The 13979-nt window shown below is 36.4% G+C and carries 15 protein-coding genes and 4 tRNA genes; 7 read left to right on the top strand and 12 right to left on the bottom strand.

Annotated features, from left to right (window positions below; translation table 11 throughout):
- Complete coding sequence (locus FLS47_RS04090) at nucleotides 1-846, top strand: hypothetical protein (protein WP_149913116.1); 846 nt, start codon at nucleotides 1-3, stop codon at nucleotides 844-846.
- A 55-nt stretch (nucleotides 847-901) separates the two neighbouring features.
- Here FLS47_RS04090 and FLS47_RS04085 read toward each other — a convergent pair whose 3' ends face one another.
- From FLS47_RS04085 to FLS47_RS04040, 10 genes are all read right to left on the bottom strand, one after another.
- A complete protein-coding gene (locus tag FLS47_RS04085) occupies nucleotides 902-2488 on the bottom strand; it encodes a M28 family peptidase (RefSeq protein WP_149913115.1) in 1587 nt (528 codons plus the stop codon).
- A gap of 17 nt (nucleotides 2489-2505) precedes the next feature.
- The gene (gene rpiB, locus FLS47_RS04080; RefSeq protein ID WP_149913114.1) at nucleotides 2506-2937 is read right to left on the bottom strand and encodes a ribose 5-phosphate isomerase B; all 432 of its coding nucleotides are present in this window, start codon (nucleotides 2935-2937) and stop codon (nucleotides 2506-2508) included.
- Between the two features lie 11 nt (nucleotides 2938-2948).
- A complete protein-coding gene (gene tatC / locus FLS47_RS04075) occupies nucleotides 2949-3815 on the bottom strand; it encodes a twin-arginine translocase subunit TatC (protein ID WP_149913113.1) in 867 nt (288 codons plus the stop codon).
- Between the two features lie 79 nt (nucleotides 3816-3894).
- Nucleotides 3895-5256 carry an acetyl-CoA carboxylase biotin carboxylase subunit gene (gene accC, locus FLS47_RS04070; protein WP_149913112.1) on the bottom strand — a complete coding sequence of 454 codons (1362 nt, stop codon included), beginning with the start codon at nucleotides 5254-5256 and terminating at the stop codon, nucleotides 3895-3897.
- Nucleotides 5257-5339: 83 nt separating this feature from the next.
- Nucleotides 5340-5819 (bottom strand): acetyl-CoA carboxylase biotin carboxyl carrier protein, encoded by a 480-nt coding sequence (gene accB / locus FLS47_RS04065; protein ID WP_223225123.1) that lies wholly within the window; start codon nucleotides 5817-5819, stop codon nucleotides 5340-5342.
- Between the two features lie 74 nt (nucleotides 5820-5893).
- On the bottom strand, nucleotides 5894-6883 hold the full coding sequence (locus FLS47_RS04060; RefSeq protein ID WP_149913110.1) for a beta-ketoacyl-ACP synthase III: 990 nt from the start codon (nucleotides 6881-6883) through the stop codon (nucleotides 5894-5896).
- Nucleotides 6884-6889: 6 nt separating this feature from the next.
- Nucleotides 6890-7828: a phosphate acyltransferase PlsX gene (plsX, locus tag FLS47_RS04055; RefSeq protein ID WP_149913109.1), complete on the bottom strand. Its 939-nt coding sequence runs from the start codon at nucleotides 7826-7828 to the stop codon at nucleotides 6890-6892.
- A 102-nt stretch (nucleotides 7829-7930) separates the two neighbouring features.
- Nucleotides 7931-8122 carry a 50S ribosomal protein L32 gene (gene rpmF / locus FLS47_RS04050; protein WP_149913108.1) on the bottom strand — a complete coding sequence of 64 codons (192 nt, stop codon included), beginning with the start codon at nucleotides 8120-8122 and terminating at the stop codon, nucleotides 7931-7933.
- Between the two features lie 15 nt (nucleotides 8123-8137).
- Nucleotides 8138-8668, bottom strand: coding sequence for a YceD family protein (locus FLS47_RS04045; protein ID WP_149913107.1), 531 nt, complete (start codon nucleotides 8666-8668; stop codon nucleotides 8138-8140).
- A 66-nt stretch (nucleotides 8669-8734) separates the two neighbouring features.
- Nucleotides 8735-9397 (bottom strand): epoxyqueuosine reductase QueH, encoded by a 663-nt coding sequence (locus tag FLS47_RS04040; protein ID WP_149913106.1) that lies wholly within the window; start codon nucleotides 9395-9397, stop codon nucleotides 8735-8737.
- Between the two features lie 149 nt (nucleotides 9398-9546).
- Here FLS47_RS04040 and FLS47_RS04035 point away from each other — a divergent pair, with 149 nt between their 5' ends.
- Complete coding sequence (locus FLS47_RS04035) at nucleotides 9547-10641, top strand: hypothetical protein (protein ID WP_149913105.1); 1095 nt, start codon at nucleotides 9547-9549, stop codon at nucleotides 10639-10641.
- Here FLS47_RS04035 and FLS47_RS04030 read toward each other — a convergent pair.
- Nucleotides 10638-11480: a transglutaminase-like domain-containing protein gene (locus FLS47_RS04030; RefSeq protein WP_149913104.1), complete on the bottom strand. Its 843-nt coding sequence runs from the start codon at nucleotides 11478-11480 to the stop codon at nucleotides 10638-10640. The genes FLS47_RS04035 and FLS47_RS04030 overlap by 4 nt on opposite strands.
- Nucleotides 11481-11560: 80 nt before the next feature.
- Between FLS47_RS04030 and FLS47_RS04025 the strand changes: the two genes are divergently transcribed.
- Complete coding sequence (locus FLS47_RS04025; protein ID WP_149913103.1) at nucleotides 11561-11986, top strand: hypothetical protein; 426 nt, start codon at nucleotides 11561-11563, stop codon at nucleotides 11984-11986.
- On the opposite strand, the gene FLS47_RS04020 is transcribed toward FLS47_RS04025, so the two are convergent.
- Nucleotides 11983-13122: a BamA/TamA family outer membrane protein gene (locus tag FLS47_RS04020; RefSeq protein WP_149913102.1), complete on the bottom strand. Its 1140-nt coding sequence runs from the start codon at nucleotides 13120-13122 to the stop codon at nucleotides 11983-11985. The genes FLS47_RS04025 and FLS47_RS04020 overlap by 4 nt on opposite strands.
- Before the next feature lie 353 nt (nucleotides 13123-13475).
- Between FLS47_RS04020 and FLS47_RS04015 the strand changes: the two genes are divergently transcribed.
- From FLS47_RS04015 to FLS47_RS04000, 4 genes are all read left to right on the top strand, one after another.
- Nucleotides 13476-13548, top strand: a tRNA-Thr gene (locus tag FLS47_RS04015).
- Nucleotides 13549-13572: 24 nt separating this feature from the next.
- Nucleotides 13573-13653, top strand: a tRNA-Tyr gene (locus FLS47_RS04010).
- A 45-nt stretch (nucleotides 13654-13698) separates the two neighbouring features.
- A tRNA-Gly gene (locus FLS47_RS04005) sits at nucleotides 13699-13771 on the top strand.
- A gap of 88 nt (nucleotides 13772-13859) precedes the next feature.
- A tRNA-Thr gene (locus FLS47_RS04000) sits at nucleotides 13860-13931 on the top strand.
- Nucleotides 13932-13979 lie beyond the last annotated feature (48 nt).

The following is a 13979-nucleotide window of genomic DNA, read 5'->3' as shown; positions in this document are numbered from 1 at the left end:
ATGAAGGTTAAGATTGGTAGTCTGATAGTGCTATTTTTCTTATCAAGTTGCTCATCTCGCAAGTTTGCCAAGGAAAGTGTATTTGTGGATGATGTGGATGAATATTTTAATCCGGAATTGAAGGTAAATGTGTGGACGTATATGAATTTCTATCCTTACCAAGATGGTGGAGAGACGGGAGTTAAGTTGAATGCGTTTTATGCTCAAGATATAGATATTCTTAAGCAAATTGGTCTAAAGAGTAGAGGATCAAAAGTTCTTTTTTCTGCAGTTCCGAATTCATCGCCTCAATACCATCTTTTAGCAGTTTTACATCAAAAGAATTTACCAAATACTGAGGGTTTTGAAAAGAGGGAAGTCGGTAAAGATCAATATTACCTGCAAAAGGACTTTGAACTAGGGAGATTAGACATTCGTCAGGTATTGATTCCTTTTGAAAAGGGCAAAAAAATGTTGAGTCTAGTATATTATATTAGCAGTGAAAAACATCTGAATTGCAAATTTTGCAGATTGGACTATTTAGCGAAGATTAATGCAATAAACCTACAAGATACACAGCAAAAGATTTATAGAAACAATTGGAAAATCGCGGAGAATATTTCAGAAAAAGCTCTGAATACAGAAATTGTCGTCCCTGCAACTATTCAAGATGCAAAAGGAAAAGTTTATTTAAAACTCTTCGCGGAATATGAGTCCGAAACTGGAATCAACTATTTCCATATTCTAGATTCAAAACATAAGGAAGAAAAGATAAGACTCAAGCTACTTCCAAACCGCTATTTCTTAGAATATCAAGATGAAAAATTCAAAACAATTCACCGTGATACGATACATATAAAATCATAAGATAATAAAGCTAGGTTAATGACCTAGCTTTATTATTTAGTATAAGTATTTATGATTACCTTCCAGTACCCTGTGCTTCTTCAAGCGACATATCAACAACTGGTTTTTTATCTCTATTTGCTATTTCCCAAGCGGTCAAGAAAATCAATTTCTCACGTTTTACCATCATAGGGAAGTCTATTTTGTCAACAGTATCTTCTGGTGTATGGTAGTGTGGGTGCAATCCAGAGAAGAAAAATAACGATGGAATACCATTCTTCGCAAAATTGTAGTGATCCGAACGGTAATACAAGCGCATTGGTTCTTCTGGATGATCGTAGTCATAATCCAATTTCATTTTTGTCTTAGCGTTTGCTTTTTCAACAATTGGTTTAAGATCCGTACTCAATTTATTAACACCAATCACGTGAATATAATTATGATCACCATTCAAGTGTTTGTCATCTATACGACCAATCATATCAATATTAAGACAAGCTACAGTTTGTGTCAAAGGAATAATTGGATTTTCAACGTAATATTGCGAACCTAATAATCCTTTTTCTTCTGCTGCTAATGCGATAAATAAAATGCTACGACGTGGACCTTTGCCTTCTTTTTTCGCTTTTGCAAAAGCTTTAGCAATTTCTACAACACCAACAGTACCCGAACCATTGTCATCAGCTCCAGGGAAGAATGTGCCGTCAGGTAAAATACCGTCATGATCCCAGTGACCACATACTACTATCACTTCATTTTTAAGATCTGCACCTTCTATGTAACCAATAACATTTGGGTCGCTAATTTTCTCATTTTTTACGCCCATAGAAGCGTTTAGCGCACTTTTGATAACTTGAGGTTGCGCTGGGGAAGCAAGATTTTGTGCTTTGAATTTCTCTACACTTGTACCCGCTTGTGCTAACAACTGATCTGCTAATGATGTTTTGATATGTACAACCGGAATAGAAACTCGTTGATTTTGATTGGCATTACCTTTATCCAAAGCCACACGTCCCATCATGCCACGATTATTCATGCGTTTGATCATTTCCTCATTTTGAGAACTTGCCGCAAGGATTAATTTTGGATTCAACTTCATAATTTCTTGAAGTCTCTTGAAACGGCTTGATGACCATGTAGATTTTGAAGTAGTGCCTGTGATGATCGATTTTCCTTCTGCGTCTACAGGTTCACCTTCATTAATAAGTAACACCACTTTACCAGCGATGTCTGTATTTTTTAATTCATTGAATTTGTCATCTTGAATACCATAGCCCACAAACACTATCTCGTTCGCATTGAATGACGCCGTGCTATTATCTCCCTGCACATAGAAATCCTGTCCATATACTAGTGTTTGGTTTCCTAGCGTAAAAGAGTCAACCTTATAGGAGATTTGTAACAATGGAACCTGCTGTAGATATGTTCCATTCACTATTGGTTGCAAACCAAAAGATTTGAACTGATCTTCCACGTATTTAACCGTTTTTTTACCGCCTTCTTGGCCTGTTCCTCTACCAGCAAATTCTTTGCTTGCTAGAATAGTTAAATATTCTTTCGAAGATTCTTCTGTAATCAGATTGGCATATTTGGATGGATTTTGAGCCACCGAACAACTGTATGCAACAGGCAGAATGAAAAGTAAGGAAAGGATTTTTCTCATAGTAGGTCTATTTTAAATTATGCACAAGAAATTTTGTTCACACGCGTAGCATGTCTACCGCCTTCAAATTCCGTTGTAATAAATGTATTCGTAATTTTTTTAGCTAATTCTAAATCTATAAAACGCGCAGGAATACACAATACATTCGCGTTATTATGTTGACGTGCTAATGCCGCAATTTCATTTTGCCATGCAATTGCTGCACGTATTCCTTGATGTTTATTTGCCGTAATAGCTACTCCGTTTGCACTACCGCAAATCAAAATTCCTAATTCGTTTTCTTGATTTTCCACCGAAGAAGCTACTGGATGTGCATAGTCTGGATAGTCTACAGAATCAGCTGTCGAAGGTCCAAAATCACTAACCTCATGTCCCAATTCTTTCAAAAACTCTACGATTGGAGTTTTATAATCAAATCCTGCGTGATCGCTACCTATTGCAATTTTCATAGTATTATATATTAGTTCTTATAAAATTCTTTTTCTTTTAATTCCCTCTTACGCTGTACATTCGCCGACACAGAAATACTCAACTCATACAATATAAACATTGGTGCACTCACCGTTAATAGTGTGATAATATCCGCTGTAGGCGTAATAATAGCAGCAATGATTAAGATAATTACTACCGCATAACGTCTACTCGCACGCATAAATTGCGGCGTCATAAAGCCAAGTTTTGATAATATAAATATTAAAATCGGTAATAAAAATACTACACCACAACCCAATGTTAATGTTGCTATAGTCGAAAGATAGGAGTCAATTTTGATCTGGTTTGTAATTTCCGCGCTCAATGATACATTTGCTAAGAAGTTAACCGACAAAGGAACGACAATGTAGTAGCCAAATAATGCCCCTAAAGCAAATAATATAGTCGCATAGAATACAAAACCACTTGCCGATTTGCGTTCAACTTCTGTCAATGCAGGCTTCACAAACAACCAAATTTCAAATAAGAGATATGGAAAACCTAAGGCAAGTGCCATCAATAGACAGGAGTTTATTTGCAACATAAACTGACCCGCTAATTCCGTATTAATAATATTAAAAGGAATTTTATCTACACAAAAACCATCTAGATTCATTAATTCTCCGACCTTACACATCATGCGGTACGTCCAGAAATCTAAATTCTTTGGTCCCATAATGATTTGGTTGAATACGAAATCATAAAATGAAAATGAAAGTATCGCAAAAACTGCTATTGCTATTACGGATCTAATGATGTGCCATCGTAATACTTCTAGGTGCTGGAAAAATGACATTTCCGCTTCAAGTGTCTTTCCTTTATCTTTTATGGCGTCAATTAGTTTTTTATTTGACATATCTAGTTTTTAGTAGTGAAAACAAAAATACCATTCTTTGGGATAAGAATGGTATGAATTGAATATCAAAACAAAATTTTTACGCTTCCTCTTCTTCCGGGTATTCCGAAAGGTCGAAAGTTTCCATAAATTTCGTTGTAAAATTACCTGCTCTAAAGTTTGGATCACGCATTAATCGCAAATGCAAAGGAATAGTAGTCTTCACACCTTCAATTACAAATTCACTTAATGCTCTTTCCATCGTTGCGATAGCTTCTTCACGAGTCTGTGCTGTACAGATTAATTTCGCAATCATAGAGTCATAGTTTGGCGGAATAGTATATCCAGCATATACGTGTGTATCGACACGCACACCATGACCACCTGGTGAGTGGAAATTTGTGATTTTGCCTGGTGAAGGACGGAAATTATTGAATGGATCTTCTGCATTGATACGGCATTCAATGGCATGCATTGTCGGCTCGTAGCTCTTACCAGAAATAGGAATACCTGCAGCCACTTTGATTTGCTCTTTGATCAAATCGAAGTTAATTACTTCTTCAGTTACCGGGTGCTCTACCTGAATACGCGTATTCATTTCCATGAAATAGAAATTGCGGTGTTTGTCCACTAAGAACTCAATCGTTCCAGCACCTTCATAATTCACTGCTGTTGCACCTTTGATAGCAGCTTCACCCATCTGCGCACGCAACTCTGGCGTAATAAATGGAGATGGAGCTTCTTCTACTAATTTTTGGTGACGACGTTGAATAGAACAATCGCGCTCTGACAAGTGACATACTTTGCCGTATTGATCACCGATTACTTGGATTTCAATGTGACGAGGCTCTTCAACGTATTTCTCTAAGTAAATACCATCATTACCAAATGCAGCAGCAGATTCTTGACGTGCTGAATCCCAGTTAGACTCGAAATCTTCATCTTTCCAAATGATACGCATTCCACGACCACCACCACCAGCAGTAGCTTTGATAATGACAGGATAACCAATTTCATTAGCTAATTTAATACCTGTTTTTACGTCAGGAATTAAACCATCCGATCCAGGTACTGTTGGTACACCGGCTTTTTTCATGGTGTCTTTAGCTGAAGCTTTATCTCCCATGCGTTCAATCTGATTCGCAGTAGCACCAATAAATTTGATGCCGTACTCCGCACAGATAGCTGAGAATTTAGCGTTTTCAGAAAGAAAACCATAACCAGGGTGAATGGCGTCAGCGTTAGTTAACTCTGCAGCCGAAATGATATTAGGAATATTTAAATAAGAATCTTTACTCGCTGGAGGACCGATACATACCGCTTCATCAGCAAAACGTACATGCAAACTATCTTTATCCGCTGTAGAATATACAGCCACACTCTTGATACCCATCTCACGACATGTGCGGATGATACGTAGAGCGATTTCCCCTCTATTTGCTATTAATATTTTTTTGAACATAAGGAATGACTAAATAAACCAATTGTACTATGTTAGCATAACATCTATTTAAACTCAAAAAGCTGCGCGAAGGCAGCTAGAGATTAGTTTGGATCAACTAAGAATAATGGTTGATCGTATTCAACTGGTTGTGCGTCGTTCACTAATATTTTAACGATTTTACCAGAAACTTCCGATTCGATTTCATTGAATAATTTCATCGCTTCGATAATACATAATGTCTTACCAGAAGTGATTTCGTCACCTACATTTACGAATACTGCTTTATCAGGACCTGGTGAACGGTAGAATGTACCAATCATTGGCGATTTTACAGTGATGTATTTAGAATCATCAGATGCTGCAGGAGCCACTGGTGTCGTCGCTACAGGAGCTGCTGGAGCCGCCGCTTGTACAGGAGCAGGAGCAGGGATAGCTGCTGGAACGCTTGCTGTTACATAAGTCGGTTCTTGATTTGTTTTTATCGTGATTTTGAAATCTTTCTCTTCAATCGATACTTCATTCACACCTGATTTAGATACGAATTTAATCAAGTCTTGAATTTGTTTAATGTCCATACTCATGATAGTAGGTTTTGTCAATTTGTTAATTAATTATTATAAAATAGTCGATAAATATAGCAAAAAATTGACTTAGCTTAATAAGCCCATTTTAAATAAACTGATCCCCAAGTAAATCCGCCACCGAAAGCTGCTAATATTAAATTATCACCTTTCTTCAATTGGCTTTCCCATTCCCATAAACATAAAGGAATAGTACCACTTGTAGTGTTACCGTATTTATGGATGTTTACCATCACTTTTTCTTCTGGTAGTCCCGCACGTTCGGCTGTAGCGTCAATGATTCTTTTGTTCGCTTGATGAGGAACCAACCACGCAACATCATCAGCTGTCAGGTTATTGCGTTCCATGATGCTATGTGCAACATCAGCCATATTTGTAACAGCAAATTTGAATACTGTGCGTCCCTCTTGGTAGGCATAGTGTAGACCTGCCTCAATGGTTTCATGCGAAGCCGGATTCAATGAGCCGCCACCTTTGATATTTAAAAATTGACCGCCTGAGCCGTCAGTTTTTAAGATTGTATCTTGGATGCCGTTACCTTCGTCGTTTGGTTCTAATAATACCGCTCCACATCCGTCTCCAAATAGGATACATGTATTTCTGTCAGTATAGTTGACTACTGAAGACATTTTATCTCCACCGACTACTAATACTTTTTTGTGTTTGCCAGACTCAATAAATTGTGTACCTGTCGTCAAACCAAAAAGAAAACCTGAACAAGCAGCTTGTAAGTCATAACCCCAAGCGTTCTTTGCCCCGATTTTATCTGCTAATATATTTGCAGTAGCAGGAAATAACATATCTGGTGTACTAGTACAGAATATTATTAAATCGATTTCTTCGGCAGATATACCTCTTTTTTCAAGAAGACCTTTTACAGCTGGTACAGCAAGATCTGAGGTTGCTAATCCTTCTCCTTTTAGAATACGACGTTCTTTAATACCTGTACGAGAGACGATCCATTCGTCGTTCGTGTCCACCATAGTTTCTAGTTCCTTGTTCGTTAGAACATAATCCGGAACATATCCGTTTACCGCCGTAATAGCCGCGTGAATTTTAGACATATAATGTTAGTTAAAAGCAGTTTTTATCTTATCGATAAATTTCGACTCGATCATACCTTTGGATAGTAATACCATATTTTTAATAGCAGTAGGAGTGGAAATGCCATGCCCGATAAGCACCGGTGCATTGACACCTAGAATTGGACTACCTCCATATTGCTCATAGTTGAACCTATCAAAGAAATCATCTTTAAAACCTTTTTTCAAAGTAACAACATAGAATGATTCGGCTAATTTAAGAACCACATTTCCTGTGTAACCGTCACATACATATACATCGGCATGATCCGAGAATAAGTCACGGCCTTCGGCATTACCAATGAAATTAATTTTAGTGTTTGATTTAAGTAATGGATAGGTTGAGATTGTTAGGGCATTACCTTTTTCTTCTTCTTCGCCAATGTTTACCAATGCAACTTTGGGATTGGAGACATTATACATATGCTCTGCATATAAGCTTCCAAGAATCGCAAATTGGTTTAACATTTCAGGCTTACAATCAGCATTGGCACCTACATCGAGAAGTATGCCGAATCCTTCTTTTAGCTTTGGAACATTAGTAGCTATTGCTGGGCGAAGTACGCCTGTAATAGTTTTTACACTAAACATAGCGCCTACTAGCATAGCGCCAGTATTACCTGCTGAAGAAAATGAATCTATCTCCCCATTTTTCAACAACTCAAATCCTTTTGCGATACTTGAGTTTGGTTTTTGGGTGATAGCCTTTGTGGGATGCTCATGCATAGAAATACTTTCAGGAGCATGTACATAATCAAATAATGATGGATCTGCACCTGCTTCTTCTATGCGTTTTTTTGTGTCTTCTTCGTCTCCGAATAATACTATTCGTTGCTCTGATGAAAGACTTTTTTGTGCTTCAATAGCACCTAATATGTTTGATTTGGGGGCATAATCCCCACCTAGAACGTCTAATCCTATCTTCATCCGTTATTATTTTTCTACTTCAATAATACGCAAAAACATCCCAAAGTAAAGCAAAAAAATCTATTTTTTACTCAATTTGGGATGTTTTATCCAAAGATATTTTTAGACTGCAGCTGTTCTTTCAACGATCAATTTACCGTTGTAAAATAAGTTACCATCAACTTCGTACGCTTTGTGAGGTACGTGTACAGCACCTGTTTCTTTACATACTGTCAATGTAGGTTTCTCAGCCTTATAGTGCGTTCTTCTTTTGTCTCTTCTTGATTTCGAAGTTTTACGTTTTGGATGTGCCATCTCGTATATGTTTTTTTAATTGTTTTTAATATTCTTTAATGCGGCCCAACGTGGGTCAATGTTTTCTTCTTCTATTTCGATTCCTTCTTCTGTACTGATTTTAGCTAGCATTTCTGGGTCACAAGTGATATTTACTCCTTGCTCAGTGCACTTAGCGTAATATGGAACTTGCACATTTATATATTCGTACAATAGGTTCGCAATATCCAGCTCGTGATCTGTTTTATTCAAAATGATAACCTCATCAGTTTCGTTGTCCCATTCCTCGTTTACAAACTTAACTATAAGTTTTTCATCAAAGGAAACAGGAGCGTCAAATTCGGTCAAGCAAACATCGCAAGTCAATTTGATTGTGCCTTTGATGTCAAAATTCACAATTAACATCGTCTCTTGTTTTTGAAGAGAAACGTTGGCAGTCAGATCACCTTTCTTTACTAATGAATGCTCGTAGCAGTCAAAGAACTTATCGTTTATCTCAAAATCAAAATCGTGCTTTCCTGCTGCTAATCCCGAAAACGGAATTCTATATTGTTTTAGATACTTCACAATCCTGTATTTGAGCCTGCAAAATTAATGTTTTATATTTTAGGATGCAATTATTTTATGAAATAATTATTCATTATCTCCATAATATTTTACCCCCAATTCTATTTTCTCACGACCATTAGCCATGCGCCATTTGTTGGTGTCACGAAGGGAATATGCACAACCACAGTACTCTTGCATATAAAATCGTTCACGTTTACTAATTTCCAACATACGTGCACCTCCACCTTTTTTACGCCAATTTAATGTCCAATAATCCATGTCTGGATGACGTGATGCGGCGCGAACACCACAATCGTTTATCTGATCCATGTTCTTCCAACGCGAAATCCCTAAAGAGCTGGATATGACATCAAATCCATTTGCGGCAGCATATTCAGCTGTTTTTTCAAATCGCATATCGAAGCACATTGTGCATCTTATTCCTTTTTCAGGTTCATTTTCCATGCCTTTTGCTAACTCAAACCAATGATCTACATCATAGTCAGCATCTATGAAAGGAATGTTGTGTTTCTCTGCAAAGCGAATATTTTCTTCTTTGCGAATGTCATATTCTTTGCGTGGATGTATATTTGGATTGTAAAAATAAATAGTAAACTCAATATCAGAAGCAATTAGTGCCTCCATTACCTCTCCAGCACATGGTGCACAGCAAGAATGCAATAACAATTTCTTGCCTTCGTTTGGTAAAGTGAGTTTTTCTCTTACAAATTCTTTTTTCGTTTCCATATGACAAATGGTAATCCGCTACAATTTTACGCAAATCTAATGGCTTTTGAAAGTTATTTCATTTTTGTAACGTTTAGATTGCTATTTTCGTTTAAATACTTACAGACAAAAATGTATACATTTGTAATCTAGTAATCGATTCAATTTTTATGCGTAAAATTTTATTTTTATACCTCATACCAGCTTTATTAATAAGTGTTATTTCGTGTCAACGAGATGACGACGAGCCTCCTGCACGAGAAATCAAAGATATATCTAGACTTTATATTTCCACTTCTGATTACCAAATTGGGGCATCAGAAAATTTGAATAACATTTATGTAATTGATCAAGCTGATGAGGATAGTTTTCCATCTGTTGATTCCTTGTATTCTTACAATTCTGGAGCTAAAGGTGCGCGTACTATTCATTTTGCACCAAATGGGGGGATGATTTTTCAATCTAGTCTAAACACTCCAGGAACAAATGATACGAGCATATATGTAATGAATGTCAATATTAGAGGTGACATTTCGTCTAGAGGTAAAATTTCCAATCGTAGATTTGATAATGTAAGAGGGTTATATTATACAGTAGTAAATGTTGGTGTTTCACTTTCTAATGATTATTTACTAGCAACAAATAAGTCAAATAGAGATGCTAATGGTAATATGTATGTTTTCTTAAGACCACAGAACTCAGGTGCATTTAGAGTGCCATCTTTTAGGTTGCCTTTGAATTTCGTTCCATGGGCACTTACTGTTTATGAAAAGGATGTTTTTGTTGTTAAGACCGGAACAGAAGGAGGGGTGGAAGTGTATAAAGATTTAACACAAAAATTTATAGATAGTCAGGATACATTATTAAATGTGAACCCTACGTTTTCACTTACTGTGAACGGCTCTAGAAATCTTCGTGGCATTTCGTATTCAAGAATAAAGGATATTTTAGTGATGACAGATTACTCTATCAATGGTAATGTAATCGAGGATGGTAGAATTTTAATTTTTGAGAATTTCTCTTCAAACACCACGACAAAAGAAATCTCTCCTACTCGTGTTATCAAAGGTTTGACTACAAAATTGAAGCAGCCAATCGATGTTGCAATTGACACCCGAGATGGTGGAAAGTATATTTATGTAGCTGATCCTGGCGCTAAAAGTGTTTTTCGTTATTTAATTAATGATGAGGGGGATGTAGCGCCCAATGCTTCATTGGATTTTAACGGTAAAACACCAGAAAGTATATCCCTGGATACACGTTAGTCTTCAATAATTTTTAAAAGGATGTCTATTTCCTCTTTTTTCTGAGGACTTCCAATATTTTCATAAGCCGTTATTAAATTGCGAAGTACGCGTTTGATAATGGCTTTATTCGTACACGGCATGGTGTACTCCTCATTAGGAGGGAGGTTTAATTGTTTTAAAAAGGAATATATGTCATTATGATGCATTACTTGTCCTCTGTTAAAAGCATTGATATAAAAAAGAGGAGGTTGTTCTGTATCTTCTATATAGGCTACTATGAAATGTTTTGGAAGATTAATGCCATAAACTGGGATATCTAGCTGTTGTGCAATTATGCTATATACACAGGATAAAGATATAGGGTTGCCTTTTTTGCTTTCTAAAACTTTATGTATAAACGAATTTTGTGGGTCATGATAATTTGTTGTATTACCGGATAAGCCAAATTCACGAAACAATACATTATTTAACAGTTTGACTTTCTCCAATGGACTCATGTCGTACATTAGTTGAAACCAAGCGTTACGTTTCAGTTCTGAAATAGTTAACAACACATTATTCTCATCCAAATTAGGGTATTGGTACCTATTTATAATAAGTAATCCCTCTAATAAGTCGTCGCTATTTTTGAGATCCCAAAATTGAAGGTCATATTTTATCTGGTCAAATTGGATTTTATGAATAATATTTTCAATCCGAGATTGCGATAATGGATCAAATGAAGACTCCCAATTTTCTTCTAACAAAGGAATTACATCTGGCCCTGCAGTAACAAGTCGCTCTTCAAGTTGATTGAAAATTTCAGTGTCTGGGTCGTCTAATAATGATATTATCGCTTTAATCTCTCTCTCATTCATATATAAATTTAGTTAAATCTATTGATTTATTAAAAATGAACTGTCTTAATAATGTAAATCAATATATGTATTTTTGCAAAATGATTTATTTTCTGCAGAAAATCAAGCATTACATCACTTCAAATAGTCGTCATGGCACACACTCACCTTTTGTATATGCTCTGGCGGATGAGTTGATATATAATAAGAACATTACTCGTTGTGATTCGTTGATAGAGGATATTATCGCGTATTATCTTTCAAAAGGATTGACAGAATCTTCTTTTTTAATTACTGATTTTAAGCAACATTCTTTTGCAGATTTGTTAGTTCTTCAAAATTCCTATTTTATGATTTTCGTGAAAGACATTCATGATTGTTCTTATCATCGAAAACTTTGGAAAACTATGCAAGCACACAGAGATTTTGTAGTGTTAATTGATTTGTTTGAATTTGGAATAATTTGTAAACGAAAAGAGCAACCCAAAGAAAATTTTAAGTTGCGCTATCCCTATTCTTTCTATTAAAAGGCTTCACTTATACTTAGGTAAAAGCCTGATTGCCGCTCTTCTCCTCGTCTTTTTTCGCCAAAGGCGTAATCTAGACGTATACTACTGGCGTGCTCAATGCTAAAGAAATAGCGGAGTCCAGCGCCATACGTTGGTATAAACCGTGCCTTATGCTCTTTTGAGAATGTGGTGCCGGTGCCGACAAAACCTGATAGGCCGAATCTAGGATGTAAGCGATAGCGAAGTTCTGCTTGTGTGGCTAAATAATTTTTGTCTTTGTATCTTCCCAAATAGTATCCACGCATTGTCATGTCTCCCCCAAGATCGCGTAAAGTATAAAAAGGAATGTTTTCGCCAAATGTTCCACGGTAAAGTATTTGCCCAGCAAAATTTAGTTTTCCATTCAATGGGTGAAAGCCACGCAGGTCAGTTTCTAATAATGACCCATTAAAATCCTCGTGGGTGAAAAATTTAGGGGCATAGGCATATTTTATACGACCGTAAAAACCTTTATTTGTATATGTTGTCACATCCCGTGTGTCGAATAATGCAGATAGGCCTAAGGTAATGTATTGACCACCAGTTTTACCAATGATGCTGTTGGATTCAAAAATGCCGTCTGCTTCCACATCTTTGAATTTATAATTGTCATAGCTGGTATTTACACCTACATAAAACCTTGGTAATATCTTCTTTTCAATATCGGCCTTGAAACGGTATAGTGTCTGATCCAAATAATCTTCATCTGTTTTCCATGTATCATTTCCAATGCCGTAAAAATTGAATGGCCAATCTCTTGCGCGTAACTCTAATAAGATATGGTAGTCATTGTCTTTGGTCCATAAATCGGATGTAATATTAATTTTTTTCTGCTTTTTTGTGGTAATAGTGCTAATTAAAGTGATGTTTGATGTACGGCTTACAAGGCTATTTTTGTCTAAATAAAAATTATAAGTTGCTGCGACACCAAATTCTGGGCCTGTTTCTTGCGCGTATGAAAACGCAGGTACTACAAAATAGCTCCCTTTTCTAGTGGTGTCACCTTTCGAAGAGAAAGTTTTTTTTATTATTTTTTCAATAAAATTTGTAGAGTCTTGAGCTAGTGCAATATGGGCGCAAATTAAAAATAGAAAAATAGATACATACTTTTTCATGCATCACTGTTGGAAATTATCGTGCCAAAGATGCGTTAATGCTTCTTGTAAAGTATGTGTTAATTTCATATTGAAAAATTATCAGACTGCATATCAGCTTAATGGATGATTCTCATTTGTTTTTTTACGTAAAAATTTTTGAAATGTCATTTCGGTGTCTATCTTTGCAACATCAAAAACGATCACAGTTGTCGATTTGGGAGCGTTTTTGAATAGAGTTCTTTAAGAAATAGAAAAGTAAAAGTTTTTAAAAAATTCTCTTGCAAGTTTGAAATGAATTTTTCTATCTTTGCACCAGCTGCCCAGAAGGGTAGATGTTCTTCGAGAGTTTGAAAAGACAAAAATAATAGTAAGCCTCCTTAGCTCAGCTGGTAGAGCAACTGACTTGTAATCAGTAGGTCATTGGTTCGATTCCGATAGGAGGCTCTAAATGCGAGACATCGCAGGTCTGGAGGGGTTCCAGAGCGGTCAAATGGGACGGACTGTAAATCCGTTGCTTCGGCTTCGAAGGTTCGAATCCTTCTCCCTCCACACTAAATTTGTTGTTTTTAGTATTTCACATACTAAAAACAAAAAGCGGAAGTAGCTCAGTTGGTAGAGCGATAGCCTTCCAAGCTATAGGTCGCGAGTTCGAACCTCGTCTTCCGCTCATTTTCAAGGTTTTTCAGTCTCTATCTTTCATGATTTTAGTATGTAAGGTGGAGGCATAATTCCGTAAATGAGCTTTTTAATTAAAAGCCGAAGTAGCTCAGGGGTAGAGCACTTCCTTGGTAAGGAAGAGGTCGTGGGTTCAAATCCCATCTTTGGCTCGTCAAAAAAGTTTACTATTTTTGTAAAGAATTTATATAAAGAAATAT

The organism is Sphingobacterium cavernae (assembly GCF_008520265.1).
GTDB classification, from domain to species: domain Bacteria; phylum Bacteroidota; class Bacteroidia; order Sphingobacteriales; family Sphingobacteriaceae; genus Sphingobacterium; species Sphingobacterium cavernae.
Note: the sequence above shows the minus strand (reverse complement) of the source record. Positions and strands in the feature narration are given on the sequence as shown.

Bases quoted from the DNA above. Each gene is read 5' to 3' on its own strand.
- rpmF (WP_149913108.1), bottom strand. From the start codon at position 8,122: ATGGCACATCCAAAACGTAAAACTTCGAAATCAAGAAGAGACAAAAGA.
- FLS47_RS04025 (WP_149913103.1), top strand. From the start codon at position 11,561: ATGATTTATTTTCTGCAGAAAATCAAGCATTACATCACTTCAAATAGT.
- FLS47_RS04020 (WP_149913102.1), bottom strand. From the start codon at position 13,122: ATGAAAAAGTATGTATCTATTTTTCTATTTTTAATTTGCGCCCATATT.
- plsX (WP_149913109.1), bottom strand. From the start codon at position 7,828: ATGAAGATAGGATTAGACGTTCTAGGTGGGGATTATGCCCCCAAATCA.
- FLS47_RS04030 (WP_149913104.1), bottom strand. From the start codon at position 11,480: ATGAATGAGAGAGAGATTAAAGCGATAATATCATTATTAGACGACCCA.
- accC (WP_149913112.1), bottom strand. From the start codon at position 5,256: ATGTTCAAAAAAATATTAATAGCAAATAGAGGGGAAATCGCTCTACGT.
- FLS47_RS04060 (WP_149913110.1), bottom strand. From the start codon at position 6,883: ATGTCTAAAATTCACGCGGCTATTACGGCGGTAAACGGATATGTTCCG.
- FLS47_RS04040 (WP_149913106.1), bottom strand. From the start codon at position 9,397: ATGGAAACGAAAAAAGAATTTGTAAGAGAAAAACTCACTTTACCAAAC.
- FLS47_RS04035 (WP_149913105.1), top strand. From the start codon at position 9,547: ATGCGTAAAATTTTATTTTTATACCTCATACCAGCTTTATTAATAAGT.
- rpiB (WP_149913114.1), bottom strand. From the start codon at position 2,937: ATGAAAATTGCAATAGGTAGCGATCACGCAGGATTTGATTATAAAACT.
- FLS47_RS04085 (WP_149913115.1), bottom strand. From the start codon at position 2,488: ATGAGAAAAATCCTTTCCTTACTTTTCATTCTGCCTGTTGCATACAGT.
- tatC (WP_149913113.1), bottom strand. From the start codon at position 3,815: ATGTCAAATAAAAAACTAATTGACGCCATAAAAGATAAAGGAAAGACA.
- accB (WP_223225123.1), bottom strand. From the start codon at position 5,819: ATGAGTATGGACATTAAACAAATTCAAGACTTGATTAAATTCGTATCT.
- FLS47_RS04090 (WP_149913116.1), top strand. From the start codon at position 1: ATGAAGGTTAAGATTGGTAGTCTGATAGTGCTATTTTTCTTATCAAGT.